Annotated in this window: 19 protein-coding genes; 4 read left to right on the top strand and 15 right to left on the bottom strand. The window is 38.2% G+C overall.

Features of this window, described 5'->3' with window-relative positions; all coding sequences use genetic code 11:
- Window positions 1-8 precede the first annotated feature (8 nt).
- The 14 genes from ACPT9C_RS04835 to ACPT9C_RS04770 form a co-directional block, all read right to left on the bottom strand.
- Window positions 9-773 (bottom strand): cell division protein FtsQ/DivIB, encoded by a 765-nt coding sequence (locus tag ACPT9C_RS04835; protein ID WP_038440021.1) that lies wholly within the window; start codon window positions 771-773, stop codon window positions 9-11.
- Entirely contained in the window at window positions 773-1,693 is a 921-nt protein-coding gene (locus ACPT9C_RS04830; protein WP_050949343.1) for a D-alanine--D-alanine ligase, read from the bottom strand. Before ACPT9C_RS04830 ends, ACPT9C_RS04835 begins: the two co-directional genes overlap by 1 nt.
- A 70-nt stretch (window positions 1,694-1,763) precedes the next feature.
- On the bottom strand, window positions 1,764-3,191 hold the full coding sequence (gene murC / locus ACPT9C_RS04825) for a UDP-N-acetylmuramate--L-alanine ligase (RefSeq protein WP_050949342.1): 1,428 nt from the start codon (window positions 3,189-3,191) through the stop codon (window positions 1,764-1,766).
- Window positions 3,192-3,286: 95 nt separating this feature from the next.
- Entirely contained in the window at window positions 3,287-4,342 is a 1,056-nt protein-coding gene (gene murG, locus ACPT9C_RS04820) for an undecaprenyldiphospho-muramoylpentapeptide beta-N-acetylglucosaminyltransferase (protein WP_118879894.1), read from the bottom strand.
- A gap of 11 nt (window positions 4,343-4,353) precedes the next feature.
- Entirely contained in the window at window positions 4,354-5,538 is a 1,185-nt protein-coding gene (gene ftsW / locus ACPT9C_RS04815; protein WP_050949340.1) for a putative lipid II flippase FtsW, read from the bottom strand.
- A gap of 21 nt (window positions 5,539-5,559) precedes the next feature.
- A complete protein-coding gene (gene murD, locus ACPT9C_RS04810) occupies window positions 5,560-6,873 on the bottom strand; it encodes a UDP-N-acetylmuramoyl-L-alanine--D-glutamate ligase (protein WP_050949339.1) in 1,314 nt (437 codons plus the stop codon).
- Window positions 6,874-6,985: 112 nt separating this feature from the next.
- On the bottom strand, window positions 6,986-8,068 hold the full coding sequence (mraY, locus tag ACPT9C_RS04805; protein WP_050949338.1) for a phospho-N-acetylmuramoyl-pentapeptide-transferase: 1,083 nt from the start codon (window positions 8,066-8,068) through the stop codon (window positions 6,986-6,988).
- On the bottom strand, window positions 8,062-9,435 hold the full coding sequence (gene murF / locus ACPT9C_RS04800) for a UDP-N-acetylmuramoyl-tripeptide--D-alanyl-D-alanine ligase (protein ID WP_050949337.1): 1,374 nt from the start codon (window positions 9,433-9,435) through the stop codon (window positions 8,062-8,064). The genes mraY and murF overlap by 7 nt, the downstream gene beginning before the upstream one ends.
- A gap of 13 nt (window positions 9,436-9,448) precedes the next feature.
- Window positions 9,449-10,915, bottom strand: coding sequence for a UDP-N-acetylmuramoyl-L-alanyl-D-glutamate--2,6-diaminopimelate ligase (murE, locus tag ACPT9C_RS04795; protein ID WP_050949336.1), 1,467 nt, complete (start codon window positions 10,913-10,915; stop codon window positions 9,449-9,451).
- A gap of 9 nt (window positions 10,916-10,924) precedes the next feature.
- On the bottom strand, window positions 10,925-12,757 hold the full coding sequence (locus ACPT9C_RS04790) for a penicillin-binding transpeptidase domain-containing protein (RefSeq protein ID WP_050949335.1): 1,833 nt from the start codon (window positions 12,755-12,757) through the stop codon (window positions 10,925-10,927).
- A 12-nt stretch (window positions 12,758-12,769) separates the two neighbouring features.
- The gene (gene ftsL / locus ACPT9C_RS04785; RefSeq protein WP_050838306.1) at window positions 12,770-13,093 is read right to left on the bottom strand and encodes a cell division protein FtsL; all 324 of its coding nucleotides are present in this window, start codon (window positions 13,091-13,093) and stop codon (window positions 12,770-12,772) included.
- A 2-nt stretch (window positions 13,094-13,095) separates the two neighbouring features.
- On the bottom strand, window positions 13,096-14,061 hold the full coding sequence (gene rsmH, locus ACPT9C_RS04780; protein WP_050838305.1) for a 16S rRNA (cytosine(1402)-N(4))-methyltransferase RsmH: 966 nt from the start codon (window positions 14,059-14,061) through the stop codon (window positions 13,096-13,098).
- 30 nt (window positions 14,062-14,091) lie between these two features.
- Window positions 14,092-14,547, bottom strand: a complete 456-nt coding sequence (mraZ, locus tag ACPT9C_RS04775) for a division/cell wall cluster transcriptional repressor MraZ (protein ID WP_050949334.1) — start codon at window positions 14,545-14,547, stop codon at window positions 14,092-14,094.
- 201 nt (window positions 14,548-14,748) lie between these two features.
- On the bottom strand, window positions 14,749-16,335 hold the full coding sequence (locus tag ACPT9C_RS04770; protein WP_050949333.1) for a carbon starvation CstA family protein: 1,587 nt from the start codon (window positions 16,333-16,335) through the stop codon (window positions 14,749-14,751).
- A 198-nt stretch (window positions 16,336-16,533) separates the two neighbouring features.
- On the opposite strand from ACPT9C_RS04770, the gene ACPT9C_RS04765 reads away from it, so the two are divergent.
- Window positions 16,534-16,764: a zinc ribbon domain-containing protein gene (locus tag ACPT9C_RS04765; RefSeq protein WP_050949332.1), complete on the top strand. Its 231-nt coding sequence runs from the start codon at window positions 16,534-16,536 to the stop codon at window positions 16,762-16,764.
- A gap of 37 nt (window positions 16,765-16,801) precedes the next feature.
- Here ACPT9C_RS04765 and fdhD read toward each other — a convergent pair whose 3' ends face one another.
- Window positions 16,802-17,614 (bottom strand): formate dehydrogenase accessory sulfurtransferase FdhD, encoded by an 813-nt coding sequence (fdhD, locus tag ACPT9C_RS04760; RefSeq protein WP_050949331.1) that lies wholly within the window; start codon window positions 17,612-17,614, stop codon window positions 16,802-16,804.
- Between the two features lie 270 nt (window positions 17,615-17,884).
- Between fdhD and fdnG the strand changes: the two genes are divergently transcribed.
- From fdnG to ACPT9C_RS04745, 3 genes are read left to right on the top strand one after another with little or no spacing between them, the layout of a single operon-like run.
- Complete coding sequence (gene fdnG, locus ACPT9C_RS04755; protein ID WP_146114518.1) at window positions 17,885-20,971, top strand: formate dehydrogenase-N subunit alpha; 3,087 nt, start codon at window positions 17,885-17,887, stop codon at window positions 20,969-20,971.
- Between the two features lies 1 nt (window position 20,972).
- The gene (gene fdxH / locus ACPT9C_RS04750; protein WP_050949329.1) at window positions 20,973-21,911 is read left to right on the top strand and encodes a formate dehydrogenase subunit beta; all 939 of its coding nucleotides are present in this window, start codon (window positions 20,973-20,975) and stop codon (window positions 21,909-21,911) included.
- Window positions 21,904-22,620, top strand: coding sequence for a formate dehydrogenase subunit gamma (locus tag ACPT9C_RS04745; RefSeq protein WP_050949328.1), 717 nt, complete (start codon window positions 21,904-21,906; stop codon window positions 22,618-22,620). The genes fdxH and ACPT9C_RS04745 overlap by 8 nt, the downstream gene beginning before the upstream one ends.
- Window positions 22,621-22,678 lie beyond the last annotated feature (58 nt).

The following is a 22,678-nucleotide window of genomic DNA, read 5'->3' as shown; positions in this document are numbered from 1 at the left end:
AGTTATTTTTATCTATCAACCATACCTACAGCGGCACCTGCCGTATATCTTAAATCTATATAATCTATTTTTTTGTTTTCTGGCACATCAATTTGCGGATAAATTGTGACAAATCGCTCAAGTTTTGATTTCCAATCGCCACGACCTAATTTTAGCACAATATCGTTATCAAGCTGGACCTGCCACGCACCGCGATCATCAATATTGACTCCCTTTGCCATTATATTATTTGATTTTAAATTGACATAAATTTGATTCCACGTCTCAATTACCTTCAAACTCTGATAATCGGGCCCGCCCAAATAGGGCAAATTTTTTGCTGTTAAACGTACAGAGGGAAGCTGAAAAACGATACCATCAAGGGTAACAAATTGATTTTGATTCCAAAACGCAACGGGTTGATATTCCGACACCCAAATACTTAAACGATTTGGCCACATTTTTCTTACTATTGCACCTTTAACCCAAGGTAAAGCCTCAATTTGAGCTTGAATCGGTGCCACATCTTGCCCCCAAAATCCTTTTAATTCGCCCATTTTTAATAGGCTTTCTTTAATATCATTATCGGTAGTAAAGGTATTTTGTCCAACAAGTGCAAATGCGCTAATCGGTTTATCATCCATTTTTTCTAAAATGCTTTGCCAATTAAAATAAACACCAAGTAAAAAAAAGACGCCAAGCAACACCGCAAAAGCCCGAATATGAAAATAATATTTAGGCTTTTGTTCTCCAAAACGAATATTCTGTGGCGTTTTTCTTTTCAGAATGTTCATTACACACTTAGCTCCAAGATTTTCACAACAAGCTGTTCAAAAGAAATACCTACTGTCGCTGCAGATTTTGGGAATAAACTATGGCTAGTCATTCCTGGATTAGTATTAACCTCAACCAAACGGAAATTGCCTTTTGCATCACACATTACATCAATACGACTCCAACCTCGACATCCCACTGCATCATAAGCACGTTTTACTAATATAGCTAACGCTTGCTCGCGTTCAGGCGTTAAACCTGCTGGGCAGAAATATTGCGTATTATCAGAAATATACTTCGCTTCATAATCATAAAATTCGCCCTCTGGAACAATACGAATTGCGGGTAATACTTGATTGTCAAGCACAGGCACAGTTAATTCATCGCCAGCTAACCACTCTTCAATTAGAATGGTATTATCAAATTTAAGCGCATATTCCACCGCACTTTTTAACTCTTCTACCGCTTTTACTTTCGTTAAGCCAACGCTAGAGCCTTCTAAAGAGGGTTTAACCATTAATGGTAAACCTAATTTTTCCACAACAGCCTGAGGGTCTAATTCAGAAAAAGTTTCTCGGGTAACCACTTCCATATCTGCAACAGGTAAACCAAAAGCTTTCCACAACATTTTTGTGCGCATTTTGTCCATCGTTAATGCGGAAGCCATTACGCCACAACCCGTATAAGGCAAACCAATTTGCTCTAATAAACCTTGCATTGTGCCATCTTCTCCACCACGACCGTGCAAAATATTAAATACTCGATCGAAGCCATCACTTTTCAAATTAGCGACATTATATTCTTTAGGATCAATAGGATGAGCATCATAACCTTGATTTAATAATGCTTCTAATACCGTTTTGCCTGAATTGAGGGAAACTTCACATTCAGCAGATGTGCCGCCCAATAACACCGCAATTTTTTCTTGTTTTAAGTTCATTTTTTATCCTGTTTTTCTTCTTATGATGATATTTTTCTAATGCTAAGATTTTCAATCAATCCATCCGGCATTAATTCTTCCAAGATTCAGCCAAGCCACGAGAAATTTTACTTACACTGCCCGCACCTTGTGCCAAAATTAAATCGCCATCTTGAATAATTTGATCAAGAACGTCGCCTAATTGTGATGTGTCAGAAACCAAGATTGGATCGATTTTTCCTAAATTTCTAATTGAACGACAAAGTGATTTACTATCAGCTCCAACAATTGGTGCTTCTCCCGCTGCGTACACATCAAGCATAATTAATGCGTCCACTTGCGAAAGCACTTGTACAAAATCATCAAATAAATCACGAGTACGAGAATAACGATGCGGTTGGAAAATCATCACAATTCGTTTATCTCCCCAGCCTTCTCGCGCGGCTTTAATCGTTACACTGACTTCTGTTGGATGATGACCATAATCATCAACTAAACGCACCTTACCATTTGGACGAATAAATTCGCCTAGCTGATCAAAACGACGACCTGCACCTTGGAAATCGGCAAGGGCTTCTAAAATTGCCTCGTTAGCAATCCCCTCTTCTTTTGCGACAGCTAACGCTGCCGTTGCATTTAACGCATTATGTTTTCCAGGAACATTGAGCAATACATTAATACGTTCATTATCTGGGCAAATCACAGTGTAGTGACCTTGAAAACCCGTTTGTTCATAATCTTCAATACGATAATCTGCCTGTTCACTGAAACCGTATGTAATCACTTGGCGACCAACTTTGGGAATAAGTTCCATTAAAACAGGATCATCAGCGCACATCACAGCTAAACCATAAAATGGTAAATTGTGTAGGAACTTCACATAGGTGGCTTTCATTTTTTCGAAATCGCCTTCGTAAGTATCCATATGGTCTGGTTCCATATTAGTTACAACAGATACCATTGGTTGTAAATGCAAAAATGACGCATCACTTTCATCGGCTTCGGCAATTAAATAACGACTTGCCCCTAAATGTGCATTTTTACCCGCCGATTTCACTAAACCGCCATTGACAAAAGTCGGATCAAGTTTAGCTTGCGTATAAATCATTGAAATCATAGCTGTTGTTGTTGTTTTTCCGTGCGTTCCTGCAACAGCAATACCATGACGAAAACGCATAATCTCAGCCAACATTTGCGCTCGTTGAATCACTGGAATGCGTTTTTGTTTCGATGCAACTAATTCAGGGTTATCATCTTTTATCGCACTAGACACAACAACAACACTTGCGCCTTCAATATGTTCTTCTGCGTGACCAATGTAGATTTTTGCCCCAGCTTGAGCTAAACGTTGAGTGACTACACCATCGGCAATATCTGAACCTGAAATTTGATAACCTTCATTTAATAAAATTTCTGCAATGCCGCTCATTCCCGCGCCACCAATGCCAATGAAATGAATTTGCTGTACACGGCGCATTTCAGGGATAATTTTTCTAATTTCTTCGTGGGAATGCTTCATTTATTTTTCCTTTTCTCCCAAATGACAAAACTCAACTAAAAGTGCGGTTAAAATTCGCAACGTTTTTTTATTTTTAATCATTAGAACACAAAGCCCTAGCTTGAATATTGTTTAATTACTTCAGCTACACGTTGTGCAGCATTAGGCATCGACATTGTTTTCGCTTTCAATGCCATCTGTAATAAATTTTCACGAGTAAAATTTTTTAAATAATTCACTAGAATTTCAGGCGTTAAATCTGCCTGTTCTATAATTTTCGCCGCACCAACATCTGATAAATATTTCGCATTTAAATATTGTTGGCAATCTTTATGTTGGAATGGTACAAAAATTGCTGCGGCTCCCACTGCCGCAATTTCACATACGGTTAATGCGCCAGAACGACAAATAATCACATCAGCCCAAGCATAAGCCTCAGCCATATTATCAATAAATTCTGTGACTTTAACTTTCTCTTGATGCTCGCCATAAAGTTGGCTGACTTCTTCTACCGCACCTTTGCCTACTTGATGACGAATCTCTAATTTATCTGCAAGCTGCGCCACCACTTTGGGCAAAGTATGATTAAGTACTCTCGCCCCTTGGCTACCACCAACAACTAAGACACGTAATTTTTCCTCACGATCCGAGAAACGAATATCAGGATTTGGCATCTCAAATAAATCTTCTCGGACGGGGTTTCCTACCACTTCAGCATTAGAAAAAGCGGTTGGAAATGCCTGCAATACACAGGTTGCAATTTTACCTAATAATTTATTCGTTAAACCCGCTATCGCATTTTGTTCATGTAAAATGATTGGTACACCACAAAGTTTTGCCGCTATGCCAGCAGGACCCGAAACATAGCCCCCCATACCAAGTACAGCGTCAGGCTTTTCTTCTTGAATAATTTTTTTTGCCTGCAACACCGCACGAAGAATAGTAAAAGGCGCGTTAAATAAAGCCTTTATGCCCTTACCACGCAAGCCAGAAATTTGAATAAATCGAATAGGAATAGCATACTTTGGTACAAGCTGAGCTTCCATTCTATCTTTCGTGCCTAACCAGCAAATATCCCATTCTTGTTTTTGTAAAGTTTGAGCAACCGCAATAGCAGGAAAAACATGACCACCAGTACCACCCGCCATCACTAATAATTTTTTCTTTTTCATCTTTTCTATCTCTAATCATCACGCAAGCGTGCTTGACCTATACGAAATAAACGATTTTCGTGATCAATTCGCAATAAAATACCAATGGTGGCGGACATAATGATAATACTCGAACCACCATAACTCACGAGTGGAAAAGTTAAACCTTTAGTTGGTAACATTCCAAGCGCCATACCTAAATTAACAAAGCCTTGAAAGAAAATCCAAAAACCAATACCTAATGCAAAAAAACCTCGAAAACGTTGTTCTAACATTAAGGATTCTCGTCCAATTTTCATTGCACGAAAAATTAATAAACCTAATAAAAGAATAACAATAAATATACCGATAAATCCAAATTCTTCGCCGATAATCGCCATAATGAAATCGGTATGTGCTTCAGGCAGATAATCTAATTTTTGAATTGAATTACCTAATCCTTCTCCAGTAATTTCTCCTCGACCAAACGCTATAAGAGAATTTGTTAGTTGAAATCCCGTACCATAAGGATCTTTAAAGGGTTCTAAAAAACCTGTAAATCGCTTGAGGCGATAAGAAGCTGTCAATACAAGCCAAACGAATAAAATGCCTCCTAGAGCGGTTAATCCTACAAACTGTAAAATTTTTGCCCCCACGATAAAAAGCATCCCAGACATAATAATAAATAGCACGACTGTACTACCTAAATCAGGTTGTAATAAAAGAAAACAACCTAATACAAGCATAACAATAAGCGGTTTAAAAACACTAACATGTTGTGACCGCACTTCATCATAACGACGAGTAAAATAGCTTGCTAAAAAACAAGTGAGTGCTAATTTTGCAAATTCTGCAGGTTGAAAGTTTAAGATCCCCAATGAAATCCAACGTTTTGCACCATTAACCGATGTACCAATAAAAGGGACAAGCAATAATAATATGACGGAAAATAAAAAAATTTTAGCGTGCCATTTTTCCCATTGCGAAGAAGAAATTTGTAATGAAATATAACAAGTTAGCAAAGAAAGTAGCACATAAATAGCATCGCGTTTTGCAAAGTAAAAAGGATCATTAAATAAACGAGAGCTATAAGGAATAGAAGCAGATGTTACTGCCACTAAACCAATTAAAAGCAAAATAACAAATAACCAAAATAGTGCGCGATCATACAACAAACCTTGAGGTGTGATGCGTGTCCATTCATCGTAATTTTTTTTGATATTTTGTAAAAATTCCATCTTATTTCGTGAGTGACTAAATTAGGTTAAGCATTGAGCTAAACGCGTAAATTCTTCGCCGCGCTTTTCAAAAGAAGTAAACTGATCGAGACTTGCACAAGCAGGCGACAATAATACCATATCTCCGCTTTGCAATGTTGGACGTAAAAACGCGATGGCTTGTTCCATTGTTTCAAACAAATAGCTTTGTGATGAAAGTTTTGCAAGCTGCGCACCATCTCGACCAAAACAATAACAAATAATCTGTGGTTGATTAATTAATGCAGCCAATTCTGAAAAATCAGCCCCTTTTCCATCTCCACCTAACAACAAATGCAATTTACCCTCAACATAAAGCCCAGCCAATGCGGCAACTGTACTCCCCACATTTGTTGCTTTAGAGTCATTAATCCAACGAACGCCATTGGCTTGATGTGCTAATTGGAAACGATGATCTAATCCTTTAAATTGACGAAGTGCGGTACGAATTGAGTCTAAATTAATACCGACAGCTTGTGCCAATGCTGTTGCTACCAAAATGTTCATATAATTATGGCGACCCACCAATGTGGCTTCTTCACAAGGTAAAATCACTTCATCTTTTGCCATTAAGTATTGCTTGCCGTTTTCCGTTTTTAGCCAATAATCCGCACCATTTTCCGCAAAAGAAACGATTTGTTCCGCTTGATTTTCGCCTTCTCCAAAAGTCAGACTATCTTCGTTGTTCAGCACGCCTACTTTGGCATTATGATAAATACGTAATTTTGCTTGGCGATAATCTTCTAAATCTACATAGCGATCCATATGATCTTCAGTCACGTTCAAAACAGTTGCAGCCGCAGCTTTTAAGCTGTAAGTTGTTTCAAGTTGAAAACTAGACAGCTCTAGTACATAAAGTTCACAATCTTCATTCAACAATGACAAAGCGGGAATCCCTATATTTCCGCCCATACCAACTTTTACGCCAGCAGCTTTCGCCATTTCATAAACTAAAGTCGTTACAGTACTTTTTCCATTTGAGCCTGTAATCCCCACAATTGGCTTCGTCGCCGCACGGCAGAATAATTCAATATCGCCGATTACTTCCACTCCCGCTTTAAGTGCGGTTTGAATTTCTGGTGTTTTTACCGCAAGCCCTGGGCTAATAACAATCATATCGCTTTCAAGTAACCATTCCTGATTTAAACTACCAGTATGAAGAGGGATATTTTTAGGAAGTTTATCAATACCAGTAGGATTTTTTCGGGTATCAATCACACGAATATTAGCCTGTTGGGATAAGAGATAATCCACACAAGAAAGACCTGTTTTGCCAAGCCCAATGATCGTAATATTTTTGTTTTGATAGGCGTTCATTTTATTTCTTCTTAATTACTATAAGTTTTAAATTTTGCTGATGGGAATATCAATTTATAACGTAAAAAGCTCGCTCTTTCAAAAACTGAAAGAGCGAACCTCACAACATTTATTAACGCAACTTCAAGGTGACTAATCCCATCAATACTAACATTAAGGAAATAATCCAAAACCGAATAATCACTCTTGGTTCTGGCCATCCTTTCAATTCAAAATGATGATGAATCGGTGCCATTCTAAAAATGCGTTGTTTGCGTAACTTATAAGATCCCACTTGCAAAATAACAGAGAGTGCTTCAACAACAAATACGCCACCCATTATCACAAGCAAAAATTCCTGACGAACAAGAATTGCTACGACACCTAGCGCACCACCTAATGCAAGAGAACCTACGTCTCCCATAAATACTTGAGCTGGATAAGTATTAAACCATAAGAATCCCAAACTCGCACCAACAATGGCTGTACAGAACACCACCACTTCGGAACTGTATTTAATATACGGAATATGCAAATATTCTGCGAAATTCACGTTACCTGTAGCCCAAGCAATTAAAGCAAACGCACCTGCAACAAGCGCAGTAGGCATAATCGCTAATCCATCTAAACCGTCGGTTAAATTCACTGCATTACCCGTGCCAACAATCACAAAGTAAGATAACACAATATAGAACAAACCTAATTGAGGCATAATATCTTTAAAGAATGGAATCACTAAACGGGTTGCATCAGTGTCGTGACCAAGCCAATAAAGCCAAAGGATTGCCACTAATGCCACCACAGACATCCAGAAATATTTCCAACGAGCAATTAAACCATCTGTATTTTTACGGGTAATTTTACGGAAATCATCCACAAAACCAATTGCGCCATATCCAAATAATACAAATAAGCAAACCCAAATATAAGGATTAGCAAGATTTGCCCATAATAACGTACTTACGCCAATAGAGAATAAAATCATCACACCGCCCATAGTGGGGGTGCCTTTTTTTGCAAAATGACTTTCAGGACCATCATTTCGCACTTCTTGGCCAAATTTTAAGATCTGTAAACCTTTGATCACTTTTGGGCCAATCCAGAGGGAGATAAAAAGTGCGGTTAATAATGCAAGAATTGCGCGGACGGTAATATAAGAAATCGCATTAAAGGCGGTTTCGTAACGAACAAGATATTCAGCAAGCCAGACTAACATTTAATTTTATCCTTTAATGAATAGATCACATCTTCCATTTTCATTGAACGTGAGCCTTTTCCTAGCACCACGACTTTATTATTTTGTTGTAATTGGTTTTCAATAAGTGGAACTAAGAAATCCACCATTTCAGTTTTATCCGTAAAATGCTTACCCAAAACAGCCTCAGAAATGACCGCACTTTCATTGCCATAAGAACAAACTAAATCTAAATTTGACGACTTAACATATTGTCCAACTTCACGATGAATAGCGAGAGAGTTTTCGCCCAATTCTTTCATATCTGCGACACATAGAATACGGAAAGCATCATAACTTTTTAGGACATCAATAGCCGCACAGAGAGAATCTTTATTCGCGTTATAAGTATCATCTAACAACAATAAATTAGGCGTTACTTGAATAGGAAATAAACGTCCTTTCACTTGTGAACGTTGTTCTAATCCAGCTTTCACATCGGCAAGCGTAGCACCAACATTCATCGCTAGTGCGGTAGCAGCTAAAGCATTTTTTACATTATGCTCTCCAAGATAAGGCAAACTGATGTCAATTTCGCCTTGCGGAGAAACTAACGTAAAGGTTGAACCTTGTTCGTTACCTTGAACATTTTTGACGGAATAATCCTTGCCGTTGAAATATTGAATGGCGTGATTACTGATTTCTTTTTGCCAAATAGCTAAGTGATTATGTTCAGCATTGATAATCGCCACACCATTTTTTGTTAAACCTCGATAAATCTCGCCTTTTGCTTGAACAACCCCCGCTAAAGAACCAAACCCCTCTAAATGTGCGGGCGCAATATTATTAATCAATGCGGCATTAGGTTGAACTAATTTTGTGGTGTAATTAATTTCATTTTGATGATTAGCACCAAGTTCAATCACAGCAAAACGATGCTTTTCTGTTAAGCGCAGCAGAGTTAAAGGCACACCTATATCATTATTGAAATTACCATTGGTAAAAAGTACCGCTTCTGAAGAAGCAGCAGTATGTTGCAAAATACTTGCTGTCATTTCTTTTACCGTAGTTTTACCAGAAGACCCTGTCATCGCCACAGTACGTGGATTAATTTTCTCGCGTAACCATTTTGCAAGTTCGCCCAAAGCAATACGAGTATCTTTAACCACCAGCTGAGGAACAGAAATAGATGAATTTTCTTGCTGAACAACAAGCGCGAGCGCACCTTGTGCTACCGCTTGTTCAAGATATTGATGTGCATCAAACTTTTCGCCTTTTAAAGCAAAAAATAAGCTATTTGATACGCTTTTTCGAGTATCTGTATTAATTTCTTCAACTTGCACATTTTCGTCGCCAATTAATTTAGCTTGAAGAATCTGTGCAAGTTGTACAGTAGAGAGTTTAATCATAATTGAGTGATGATTATTTTAAGAAATCAAGTGCAATTTCTTGGTCGGAAAAATGCACAACTTCCGAACCAATAATTTGATAATGTTCGTGCCCCTTTCCAGCAATTAAAATCACATCATTTTCTACCGCACTTTCAATCGCAAACTGGATTGCCTGTGCACGATCAGGAATAATCCCCACCTTTTCCATATTTTTAAAGCCTGCGACAATATCTGCTTCAATTTGGTTTTGTGATTCTGTTCGTGGATTATCTTTTGTCACAATAATCTTTTCAGCAAACTGCTCTGCAACCTGTGCCATTAACGGACGTTTGCCTCTATCACGGTCTCCGCCACAACCAAAGATGCACCATAATTCGCCTTGGCAATGTTCACGCGCAGCAATCAACGCTTTTTCTAACGCATCTGGTGTATGCGCATAATCTACAATAACGGTTGGTTTATTTGGATATTGAATCATTTCCATTCTTCCACATACTCCTTTTAAAGATTTCGCCGTAGCGAGTAAATTTTCCAATGGGTAACCAAACGATAACAACGTGGTCATTACTAATAATAAATTACTTACATTAAAAGCACCAATTAATGGGCTATGCAAAACGCCATTACCCCAGCTAGATTCAAAAGTAATATCTGCACCTTTAAAATGATAATGGATATTTATTGCTTTCATCCATTGGTGTGAATCTACTTTAAAATCCGCATTCATACTTACGGCAATAGCATCAGGTAATTCAGTTAGCCATTGGTGTCCAATTTCATCATCAGCATTAATCACTTTAATTTGGGTATCTAATTCAGTGAACAAGCGTTTCTTCGCCGCAGCATAATTTTCCATAGATTGATGATAATCTAGATGATCACGGGTTAAATTCGTGAAAATTGCTGCTTTAAAATGCAAGGCTTCTACACGATGCTGCGCCAAACCGTGTGATGAAACTTCAATAGAGGAAAAATCTGCGCCTGCTTGCTTGAAATTTGAAAGGGACGATTGAATTTCCACTGCTGAGCCAGTTGTATTTTTAGCTTCTATAACTTGACCTAAAAGCCCATTACCAATGGTTCCCATCACTGCCGAACGATGACCTAATAATTCCGCCCATTGCACTAATAATTGAGAAATAGTGGTTTTGCCATTTGTCCCTGTTACACCAACAAGGGTTAAATTTTTAGAGGGCGAATCATAAAAAACATCAGCTAAGGACGAAAGATGACGTGCAAGTTGATAATATTTCACTACGGGAACATTCCCAATAAATGCGACAGTTAAATGTTCACTAGATAATTCTGTCTCAGACACCACCGCACTCGCACCAGAATGAATAGCAGAATCAATAAATTGATTTCCATCCACCTGATGACCTTTTATCGCCACAAAAAGATCGCCAGCTTTAACTTTACGGCTATCCAACACCATATTATGGAGTTCTACATCATCCTTTAATTCAGGCAAATTAAAAAGTGCGGTGAGTTTTTTCATAATTTTTCCTTAATTCACTTTTTGATTCTTGTGATCGCCAATATAAACAATACGTTTTGCACTTTTCGTTGTTGTGTTTTCAGTTGCTTCAGCATCTTGCGGAATAGCATTTGCACGTAACGCATAGCCCATAATGCTAGAGAATACAGGGGCAGAAACCGCACCACCATAATATTCGCCTGCTTTTGGGTCATTGATCAAAATCACTAATGCATAACGAGGATCACTAATTGGTGCAATACCCGCAGTAAATGCCACATATTTATTCACATAGTGACCATTTTCAATCTTACGTGCCGTACCTGTTTTTACACCGACGCGGTAGCCTTCCACCATTGCACGTTTATTTTTAATTGCGACTTTCTCTAAAATTCCCACAATATCTTTAGTTATTTTTTCAGAGAAAACCCGTTTCCCAATAACTGGCGGATCAACTTTAGTGATAGAAAGCGGGCGATAAACACCAAAACTACCAAGGGTTGCATAGGCACGGGCAATTTGTAAAGGTGTCGCAGTAATACCATAACCATAAGCAACTGTTGCACGTTCAATATCTGCCCAGCGTTTACGATTTGCATTCAAAATCCCAACTTGTTCGCCGATCAAACCTAAATCTGTCGGTTTACTTAAACCTGCATTTTGATAAGTTTCCATTAATGCACTAGGTGGCATACGCAATGCAAGACGACTTACACCACGGTTACTAGAGTTCATTAAAATCTCGTCTAAAGTTTGTTGAGCACGTGGTGCAACATCCACAATTTCTTTACCGCTTAATTTAAAGGACGTGGTATTAATAATTTCATCTCGTTTAACGACACCTCGTTGAAGTGCGGTTAAAACAACGAAAGGTTTTACCGTAGAACCTGGCTCAAACGTATCGGTGATTGCGCGGTTACGCATTAACTCTGATTTTACGCCGACACGGTTGTTTGGATTATAAGAGGGTGCGGTCGCCATAGCTAACACTTCCCCAGTACGAACATCAACTAACACCGCAGTACCAGACTCAGCATTATTCTCAGACACCGCCTTTTTAATCTCACGATATACCATAGATTGCAATTTTTCATCGATACTTAAGGTAACATCTTGTGCATCATATTTTTTCTCATCGGAGATATGTTCAACAATATTTCCACGTTTATCTTTACGAACAGTACGTGAGCCATCTTTACCAACAAGTATTGAATTAAAACTTTTCTCAATGCCTTCAATACCATTTCCATCAATATCCGTATAACCCACCACGTGTGCAGCTTCTTCTACACGAGGATAAAAACGACGATGCTCAGTTTCTAAAATGATTCCTTTAATTTTTAATCTACGAATATAGTCAGCTTTATTTGATTCAACTTGACGCGCTAAATACAAATAACCAGATTTAGCATTTTTCTCAATTTTTTTCACTAAATCATTTTCGGTCATACCTAATTCTTGGGCTAAAGCTGCAATTCGTTCTTTATCCGCAATCGAATTTTCCTTCAACATCGTTTTTGGATCTGCCACAATTGCGCTCATCGGCACGCTTACAGATAAAAGCTGACCATTACGATCTAAAATAGAACCACGCACTGATAATACTTCATCTTTACGCAAAGAACGCTTATCCGCTTCACTCGATAACGTATCTGCATTAATAGATTGAACATAAGCTGCTCGTGCGACTAAAGCACACAGGCCAAGTAAAATAAGAACCGTCGAAAGCATATAACGTCCACGCATAAAGCATTTTTCAAACAGCTTTTGAGGTTTGTTTTGCTTTACAGTTTCAGGTGCAGTCAATTTTCTAATTGTTTTTTTCGACTTACCTGATTTACGCGGGGAATTAAATTTCACCATCTTTTTTACCTATTATTCTCTAATTTCAACTTCTTGCTCTGAAGAAACAACTTTCATTTTTAATGTACTAATCGCAATAGATTCTACACGCGTACTATCCCCTTCCGTAGCTTCCTGCACTTGTAAATTACGGTATTCATTCTCAAGTGCTTGACGCTGTAAAATTAACATTCCATTTTCAGAAATTAGTTGGCGAGTTTTATGGGTTATCCAAATCGTTCCCATTGCAGAAACTAAAATCCCCATTAACAGCAAAACCACTAATTTATTTGAAGAAAATAAATCTTCGACTAAAATTTGCTGTAACGGATAACGAGGCTTATTATTTTCAGACATCGCTAAATTCTCTCCGCGACACGCAATACTGCACTTCTTGAACGAGGATTTGCTTGAATTTCTGCATCACTTGGCTGAATGGCTTTACCAATAATTCTTAATTTTTGATTACGCTGAATTTGATCTTCTCGCAACGGTAAACCTTTAGGAATATCCTCGCCCTTACTTTGTTTTTTCATAAAATGTTTCACCATTCTATCTTCTAAAGAATGGAAACTTATAATTGATAAACGCCCTTCTGGTGCTAACATATCTAACGCAGAATTAAGCAGACTTTCTAATTCATCTAATTCTGAATTAATAAAAATACGAATAGCTTGGAAACTGCGAGTCGCAGGATGTTTATGTTTATCTTTAAAAGGAACTGCCTGTGAAATAAGTTCCGCCAATTGACTAGTACGTGATAAAAATTCTGTGCCATTTTTTACCGCACTTTTGTTGTACTCGACAATAGCAGTGGCAATACGTTTAGCGAAACGCTCTTCGCCAAAAGTTTTCAACACCCAAGTTAAATCCTCAATGGACACTTGTTTTAACCATTCTTCAGCAGATAAACCTTGAGTTGTATCCATACGCATATCAAGCGGGCCATCTTTCATAAAACTAAAACCACGTTCTGCTTCATCAAGCTGAGGAGAAGACACACCAAGATCAAGCAAAATACCGTCAATTTTGCCCACTAAATTTAATTTGTCACAAATTTCAGGAATATGCGAAAAGCTGTTATGTTCAATCTGAAAACGCGAGTCTTGGATTTTGTGTGCTTCTGCAATAGCACGAAGATCGCGATCTACAGCTATCAAACGACCATTAGAAGAAAGTTGAGAAAGGATAAACCGAGAATGCCCCCCACGCCCAAAAGTACCATCAATATAAATGCCATTCTCCTTCAATGCCAAGCCATTCACGGCTTCGTGAAGTAAAACTGTAATATGTTCAGATGAAGAAAAGGAATTTTCGCTATTCATAAATTTAAGATAAAAGTACTACATTATTTTCTATAATGAGAAATTATTTAACGCATCAGCAGCAAAATCTGCGCTGGAGCCAATTTCTATATCCTCTGCAATTTGAGTATGCCATTCTACATCGCTCCAAATTTCAAATTTATTAAGTTGCCCTACCAACATTAAACCTTTTTCTAATTTTGCGTGTTGGCGTAATGGCCCACTAAGCAAAATACGACCCTGAGCATCCATCTCACATTCAGTGGCATGGCCAAGCATTACTCGCTGCAAACGGCGTTGGGTAGGATCAAAGTTAGAAAGTGCGAGAAGTTTTTGTTCGATTTTTTCCCATTCATCAAGGGGATAAAGTAAAAGACAGGATTGGCGAATATCTACAGTACAAACCATTTGCCCTTGGTTCTTTTCAAGAATTTCAGCGCGATAGCGAGTTGGGATCGCTACACGTCCCTTAGAATCTAAATTAACCGCCGTTGCACCACGAAACATATTACACCTTAAAAATTGAACTTATTTTTAGAAAATCTCTAAAAATCTCCACAAAACACCACTTTTCTCCACTTCTAGCAAGTTTATAATTTGTTCGCTCAACTTGCAAGTAATTCCACATTAAAGCAACTGATTTTTATCAAAATAAAAAAGCCGTTTGAATAAACAATTCAAACGGCTTTTTTCATCAAATTTTATTGACTAATTATTTATATAAGCTTCTTCATCTCGCGTACCTAATGGTTTAAGCATTGTGAAGAACAATACGATACAAACGATGGTTGTTGCTAAACCAAGATACACAGAAAGCTGATAATCTAAGCCGAAACCAATTTTGTTGTAGAACAAATAAGTTGTACATACTGTTGTGATAAACCACGCAGGAAGAGACGCAACCCAGTGGAATTTATGATAACGATATAAATATGCCGCTGCAGTCCATAACATTACCATTGCTGTCATTTGGTTTGCCCAAGTGAAATAACGCCATAATACGCTGAAATCAATGGTTGAAATAAAATAACCTAATACAAACAACGGCACAGCAATTAATAAACGTTTAGGTAATGAACGTTGATCAATATTAAAAATTTCGGCTAACTGTAAACGCGCAGCACGGAATGCTGTATCGCCAGAAGTAATAGGAAGAACAACCACACCTAATACGGCAAAAATACCACCAATAAGACCTAAGAAATGTAACGAACTATCATACACAACTTTAGATGGAGAACCTGCTGAAATTGCATCTTGTAACGCTTGTGGGTTTTCATAGAATGCAAGACCAACCATACACCATACTAATGCAATTATCCCCTCTGTAATCATTGCACCATAGAAAATGAAACGACCTTCACTTTCATTTTCTGCACAACGCGCCATTAATGGAGTTTGCGTTGCGTGGAAACCTGATAATGCACCACAAGAGATAGTTAAGAATAAAAGTGGCCAAATTGGAACATCACCTTTCACTTGGAAATTTTGTGTAAATTTCGCCCAAGTTAAACCCTCGCCATCAGCATTGATTGTACGGAAAAACTCAATTGGATCTGTTGCACTAAAATGCGCTACAACTAGCCCATATACCATACCAATTGACATAAAGAGTAATAATGCACCAAAGAGCGGATAAATTCTTCCGATAATTTTATCAACTGGAAGTAGGGTCGCAAGAACATAATAAGCAAAAATAATGGCAGTCCACATAGCAACAACTGTTGGTTTGTCCATTCCCCATACTTTAATTCCCCCAGCTTCAACAGCATGATGAACTGCTTCAGCATCACCCAGTGACAATGCTCCTTGTGAAGCCCCAAATACATCCATTGTAATGGTTCCTATTAATTGAGCAGGACTTGCTACAAATACGACACCTACAAGTAAAAGCAACACAAGAGCTAAGGTATTAATAAAGACTTTAACGGGACGACCTAAAAATTTACCCGCCAAGTATGGCATGGTTGCGCCACCGTGACGAATACTTAACATACCGCAAAAATAATCGTGAACCGCACCAGCAAAAATACAACCAACTACAATCCATAACATTGCAACAGGTCCATATAATGCACCAAGAATAGGTCCAAAAATCGGTCCAGTTCCTGCAATGTTTAATAATTGAATTAACCAAATTTTAGTTTTTGACATCGGCATATAATCCACACCATCATTCATCTGATAAGCAGGTGTCTGACGTTTTGGATTAACCACAAAGATTTTTTCGATAATTTTTCCATAAACAAAGTAACCAAGAATCAACATGGCTACACAAAAGAAAAACCATAACATAGAAAGGCTCCTCAAAAGATAAAGTAAAGGTATTTAGCATATGCCCTAAACAATCGGCTGTATTCTATTTCAAATTACGCCAAATCAAAAATTGAATTTAAAGATTTTATAAGATTTGTGACTTGTATCACATTTGTAAAATCTAAAACATCTATTAAAATACTAACAAATAAGTAATTGAATAGGTATAGAGCAAATATGTCCTTAACAAGATGCCCCGAATGCAGAAAAAAGATTAGTGAAAATGCAGAAAATTGCCCTAATTGCGGTTTTTCTTTCAAACAAAAAGATCTAGAGATTTACAAACAAAGATTAGAAGCTCGGCGTTTACATAATGAAAAAGTCAATCGTAAAAGCACAAAACTACACATAATTTGGTTTTGCATCTTTGCAATTTTTATCGCAGTCACAAGCTGGATGGTAAATTAATCAACAACAAAACCTCAAATCACTCTCTTGATTGGGGTTAATTGTGAAGTCGTTGATGCCCACTATAAATATTTCCTTTTCCTTCCCTAGCAAAACCAATTAAAATCAAATTATGTTTCTCTGCCATTGTTACTGCTAAATCCGTTGCGGCGGAAATCGTGACTAACATTTCCACCCCACAAGCCACTGTTTTTTGCACCATTTCATAACTCGCTCGACTGGAGGCTAAAATAAAACCTCTAGGCTTACCCGATTTTGCGTGCCAACCAAGCAATTTATCTAACGCAACGTGGCGACCTACATCTTCGTAAATAGCTAACATATTTCCATATAAATCGAAAAATGCACAAGCATGGGTAGCACCAGTTTTACATCCAAGTAATTGATTTTTTTGAAGATCAATAAGACAACTATCTAGCAAATTTAAATCAAATTGAAAAGTACAGTCTAATTTTGGAAAAGTTTTATATACTTGATTCAATTGTTCTGCACCACAAATACCACAACCAGTACGCCCCGTAAGATTACGACGATGCTCTTTTAATGCCATAAATTTACGGCTGGAAAGCTCAATTTGCACTTCAATACCATTGCAAACTTCTACAACATCAATGCCATAAATATCTTCTGGTTTATCAATAATTCCCTCTGTTAGAGAAAAGCCTAAAGCAAAATCCTCTAAATTGTTTGGGGAACACATCATAACTGCGTGAGAAATGCCGTTATATACCAAAGAAACTGGCATCTCAACAGCCAGTATGTCCTCTTTTTGTTGCAAAAGTGCGGTCAATTTTTCTGTATTTTTTGTCTTTCTAAAAAAGTTGATAGTTTGTCGAATCCAGCACTGCATTTATTACCTGCCCATCAGTTAAATGTAAAAAATCTGTTAAATTATTTTTATATTTATGATCTAGATCACAATATTTGTTGAAGCTAATATTATTTGATTATGGATTTATCGTTAAAAAATCGCTATCCTAGCCACCTAATAAATCAGCGTTTTTTCGATGATTTATATACTAGAGAGTGTTATTTTAACGAAATCAACATAATCTAGCTACTAAACGAATTTTATTACTATCTATAATATCTCAACAACTTGTTGTTGAAAGGAGTGATTATGCAGGTCTCAAGAAGAAAATTCTTCAAGATCTGTGCAGGAGGTATGGCGGGAACGTCAGCTGCAATGTTGGGCTTTGCTCCAGCAAATGTATTAGCTGCGCCACGCGAATATAAATTATTACGCGCGTTTGAATCCCGTAACACCTGTACATACTGCGCTGTAAGTTGCGGTATGTTGTTATATAGCACAGGCAAACCTTACAATTCATTAAGTAGCCATACTGGCACAAATACTCGTTCAAAACTCTTTCATATTGAAGGCGATCCAGATCACCCAGTCAGTCGTGGTGCACTTTGCCCGAAAGGTGCTGGCGCACTCGATTATGTCAATAGTGAAAGCCGTTCTTTATATCCTCAATATCGTGCGCCCGGTTCTGATAAATGGGAACGAATTTCTTGGAAAGATGCCATTAAACGTATTGCTCGTTTAATGAAAGATGACCGAGATGCCAACTTTGTTGAAAAAGATGCAAGTGGAAAAACGGTTAATCGTTGGGCAACGACAGGAATTATGACTGCATCAGCAATGAGCAATGAAGCTGCGTTATTAACGCAAAAGTGGATTCGAATGCTCGGTATGGTGCCAGTATGTAACCAAGCGAATACTTGACACGGACCAACGGTAGCAAGTCTTGCTCCATCATTTGGTCGCGGTGCCATGACAAATAACTGGGTTGATATTAAAAATGCCAACTTAATCATCGTTCAAGGCGGTAACCCTGCTGAAGCCCATCCTGTTGGCTTCCGTTGGGCAATTGAAGCGAAGAAAAACGGTGCGAAAATCATCGTTATTGATCCGCGTTTTAACCGTACCGCATCCGTTGCAGATTTACACGTGCCAATTCGTTCTGGTTCTGATATTACGTTCTTAATGGGCGTGATCCGTTACCTATTGGAAACAAATCAAATTCAACACGAATATGTTAAACACTATACCAATGCTTCATTCTTAATTGATGAAGGTTTCAAATTTGAAGACGGTTTATTTGTAGGTTACAACGAAGAAAAACGTAACTACGATAAATCTAAATGGAACTACCAATTTGATGAAAATGGTCACGCTAAACGTGATATGACATTACAACATCCTCGTTGTGTCATTAACATCTTAAAAGAGCACGTTTCTCGTTATACCCCAGAAATGGTTGAGCGTATTACAGGTGTAAAACAAAAACTCTTCTTACAAATCTGTGAAGAAATTGGTAAAACCTCAGTACCAAATAAAACGATGACGCATCTATATGCATTAGGTTTTACAGAGCATTCAATCGGTACACAAAATATTCGCTCAATGGCGATAATCCAATTACTTTTAGGTAATATGGGGATGCCAGGTGGCGGTATTAACGCATTACGTGGACACTCCAATGTTCAAGGTACGACAGATATGGGCTTATTGCCAATGTCTTTACCAGGTTATATGCGTTTGCCAAACGATAAAGATACCTCTTACGAGCAATACATTAACGCAATTACACCAAAAGATATCGTTCCAAACCAAGTGAACTATTATCGTCATACTTCAAAATTCTTTGTTAGTATGATGAAAACTTTCTACGGAGATAATGCCACTAAGGAAAATGGCTGGGGATTCGATTTCTTACCAAAAGCAGATCGCTTATATGATCCGATTACTCACGTTAAATTGATGAATGAAGGCAAATTACACGGTTGGATTTTACAAGGTTTTAACGTATTAAATGCACTACCAAATAAAAATAAAACGTTATCTGGTATGAGTAAACTGAAATACTTAGTCGTTATGGATCCATTACAAACTGAATCATCAGAATTTTGGAGAAATTTTGGTGAGTCAAATGATGTAAATCCTGCGGAAATTCAAACAGAAGTTTTCCGTTTACCAACTACTTGTTTCGCAGAAGAAGACGGATCAATCGTTAATTCTGGTCGCTGGGCTCAATGGCACTGGAAAGGTTGCGATCAACCGGGAGAAGCCTTACCTGATGTTGATATTCTTTCTATGCTACGCGAAGAAATGCACGAACTTTATAAAAAAGAGGGTGGTCAAGGCATTAAATCTTTTGAAGCAATGACTTGGAATTATGCTCAACCACACTCACCAAGTGCGGTTGAATTAGCCAAAGAATTAAATGGTTATGCACTTGAAGATCTTTATGATCCAAACGGTAACTTGATGTACAAGAAAGGTCAATTACTCAATGGATTTGCACATTTACGTGATGATGGTACAACAACATCAGGTAACTGGTTATATGTTGGTCAATGGACTGAAAAAGGCAACCAAACTGCTAATCGCGATAATTCAGATCCATCGGGTTTAGGTTGTACTATTGGCTGGGGCTTTGCATGGCCTGCAAACCGCCGCGTACTTTATAGCCGTGCATCATTAGATATCAATGGTAATCCTTGGGATAAAAACCGCCAATTAATCAAATGGAACGGTAAAAACTGGAACTGGTTTGATATTGCTGACTACGGTACGCAACCACCAGGTTCTGATACAGGACCGTTCATTATGTCCGCAGAAGGCGTAGGACGTTTATTTGCCGTTGATAAAATTGCAAATGGCCCAATGCCAGAACACTATGAACCAGTTGAAAGCCCAATTGATACAAACCCACTTCATCCAAATGTAGTGACAGATCCAACTTTACGTATCTATAAAGAAGATCGTGAATTTATTGGTTCAAATAAAGACTATCCATTTGTAGCAACAACTTATCGTTTAACCGAGCATTTCCACAGCTGGACTGCACAATCTGCATTAAATATCATCGCACAACCACAACAATTTGTGGAAATTGGCGAAAAATTAGCGGCAGAAAAAGGCATCCAAAAAGGCGATATGGTAAAAATTACTTCTCGTCGTGGCTATATTAAAGCGGTTGCCGTGGTTACAAAACGTCTTAAAGATCTCGAAATTGATGGACGTGTCGTACACCATATAGGTCTTCCAATACACTGGAATATGAAGGCATTGAATGGCAAAGGTAACCGTGGATTCTCTACTAATACCTTAACACCATCTTGGGGTGAGGCAATCACGCAAACACCAGAATACAAAACATTCTTGGTAAATATTGAAAAAGTTGGGGAGGCATAATATGGCCGGAACTGCTCAAGGCGTTCAAACGCAAGACGTTATTAAAATCTCCGCAACATCTAGTTTAACACCAGCACCACAAGCGAGAGATCATAAAGTCGAAGTCGCAAAATTAATTGATGTTTCAACTTGTATCGGATGTAAAGCCTGCCAAGTGGGTTGTTCAGAGTGGAATGATATTCGCTCTGATGTCAATGCACAATGTGTTGGGGTTTATGACAATCCAGTTGATCTTGATGCAAAAGCGTGGACGGTGATGCGTTTTAACGAAGTTGAAGAAAACGATCGTTTAGAATGGCTGATTCGTAAAGATGGCTGTATGCACTGCGCAGAACCTGGTTGTTTAAAGGCTTGTCCAGCACCTGGTGCGATCATTCAATATGCTAACGGTATTGTAGATTTCCAATCCGATAAATGTATTGGTTGTGGTTATTGTATTGCAGGCTGTCCATTCAATATTCCACGTATGAATCCTGAAGACAATCGTGTATACAAATGCACCCTTTGTGTGGATCGTGTTTCTGTAGGACAAGAACCAGCTTGCGTGAAAACCTGTCCAACAGGTGCGATTCGTTTCGGCTCTAAAGAAGAAATGAAAATTTACGCAGAACAACGCGTGGCAGATTTAAAATCCCGTGGTTATGAAAACGCAGGACTTTACGATCCTCCGGGTGTAGGCGGTACACACGTAATGTATGTGTTGCATCACGCAGATAAACCTGAGCTTTACAATGGTCTTCCAAAAGATCCTCAAATTGATTTGAGTGTGACCTTATGGAAAGATGTATTGAAACCATTCGCTGCAGTGGCAATGGGTGGTCTAGCTCTAGCAGAAGTTGCACATTACTTAACCGTTGGCCCAAATGTAGAAGAAGATGTAGAAGATCATCATCACGAATTTGAAGAAAATAAACCGTCTAAGGGGGAAAACAATGAGTAAAATTGAAATTAGCAACGATACTCGCGTTATCCGTCATAGAACCCCAGCGCGTATTAGTCACTGGATGTTGGTTATTTGCTTTTTTATGACGATGTTCACTGGCGTTGCATTTTTCTTCCCTGACTTTGCTTGGCTCACAGAAATTTTGGGTACACCACAAATTGCGCGCGCCATTCACCCATTCACAGGGATTTTAATGTTCTTCGCTTTCATCTACTTAGCGTTATTGTACTGGGATCACAATATTCCAGAAAAAAACGATATTCGCTGGGCAAAAGGTGTCGTTGAAGTGCTTAAAGGGAATGAACACGCAGTTGCTGACAACGGTAAATATAACCTTGGTCAAAAAATGCTCTTCTGGACATTAAACTTGGCGATGGTAACGTTATTAGTCACTGGCATCATTATGTGGCGTCAATATTTTTCACATTACTTCTCAATCCCAGTATTGCGAATTGCTATTTTACTCCACTCTGCAAGTGCTTTTATGTTATTCACTGGTATCTTAGTGCATATATATATGGCATTTTGGGTTAAAGGATCAATTCGCGGTATTGTTGAAGGTTGGGTAACCGTTCGTTGGGCGAAAAAACACCACCCAAGATGGTATCGTGAAGAAGTTTTATCAAAACTTGAGGAAGATTTACTCAACGAGCAATCTGGCAAAGTAGGTAAAACCAAAGTCTTATTTAAAGGATTTGGCAAATAAGCTGAAATCCTGAAAAAGAAAAAGTGCGGTTAAAATTGACCGCACTTTTTATTATAAA

Source organism: Haemophilus sp. HN_Hi16 (assembly GCF_049823435.1).
Classification (GTDB): Bacteria; Pseudomonadota; Gammaproteobacteria; order Enterobacterales; family Pasteurellaceae; genus Haemophilus; species Haemophilus influenzae_D.
This window is presented reverse-complemented; position numbering and strand designations above follow the sequence as displayed.

Excerpts from the sequence above, each read along its gene's own strand:
- ACPT9C_RS04835 (WP_038440021.1), bottom strand. The coding sequence starts at position 773 with ATGAACATTCTGAAAAGAAAAACGCCACAGAATATTCGTTTTGGAGAA.
- ACPT9C_RS04830 (WP_050949343.1), bottom strand. The coding sequence starts at position 1,693 with ATGAACTTAAAACAAGAAAAAATTGCGGTGTTATTGGGCGGCACATCT.
- murC (WP_050949342.1), bottom strand. The coding sequence starts at position 3,191 with ATGAAGCATTCCCACGAAGAAATTAGAAAAATTATCCCTGAAATGCGC.
- murG (WP_118879894.1), bottom strand. The coding sequence starts at position 4,342 with ATGAAAAAGAAAAAATTATTAGTGATGGCGGGTGGTACTGGTGGTCAT.
- ftsW (WP_050949340.1), bottom strand. The coding sequence starts at position 5,538 with ATGGAATTTTTACAAAATATCAAAAAAAATTACGATGAATGGACACGC.
- murD (WP_050949339.1), bottom strand. The coding sequence starts at position 6,873 with ATGAACGCCTATCAAAACAAAAATATTACGATCATTGGGCTTGGCAAA.
- mraY (WP_050949338.1), bottom strand. The coding sequence starts at position 8,068 with ATGTTAGTCTGGCTTGCTGAATATCTTGTTCGTTACGAAACCGCCTTT.
- murF (WP_050949337.1), bottom strand. The coding sequence starts at position 9,435 with ATGATTAAACTCTCTACTGTACAACTTGCACAGATTCTTCAAGCTAAA.
- murE (WP_050949336.1), bottom strand. The coding sequence starts at position 10,915 with ATGAAAAAACTCACCGCACTTTTTAATTTGCCTGAATTAAAGGATGAT.
- ACPT9C_RS04790 (WP_050949335.1), bottom strand. The coding sequence starts at position 12,757 with ATGGTGAAATTTAATTCCCCGCGTAAATCAGGTAAGTCGAAAAAAACA.
- ftsL (WP_050838306.1), bottom strand. The coding sequence starts at position 13,093 with ATGTCTGAAAATAATAAGCCTCGTTATCCGTTACAGCAAATTTTAGTC.
- rsmH (WP_050838305.1), bottom strand. The coding sequence starts at position 14,061 with ATGAATAGCGAAAATTCCTTTTCTTCATCTGAACATATTACAGTTTTA.
- mraZ (WP_050949334.1), bottom strand. The coding sequence starts at position 14,547 with ATGTTTCGTGGTGCAACGGCGGTTAATTTAGATTCTAAGGGACGTGTA.
- ACPT9C_RS04770 (WP_050949333.1), bottom strand. The coding sequence starts at position 16,335 with ATGTTATGGTTTTTCTTTTGTGTAGCCATGTTGATTCTTGGTTACTTT.
- ACPT9C_RS04765 (WP_050949332.1), top strand. The coding sequence starts at position 16,534 with ATGTCCTTAACAAGATGCCCCGAATGCAGAAAAAAGATTAGTGAAAAT.
- fdhD (WP_050949331.1), bottom strand. The coding sequence starts at position 17,614 with ATGCAGTGCTGGATTCGACAAACTATCAACTTTTTTAGAAAGACAAAA.
- fdxH (WP_050949329.1), top strand. The coding sequence starts at position 20,973 with ATGGCCGGAACTGCTCAAGGCGTTCAAACGCAAGACGTTATTAAAATC.
- ACPT9C_RS04745 (WP_050949328.1), top strand. The coding sequence starts at position 21,904 with ATGAGTAAAATTGAAATTAGCAACGATACTCGCGTTATCCGTCATAGA.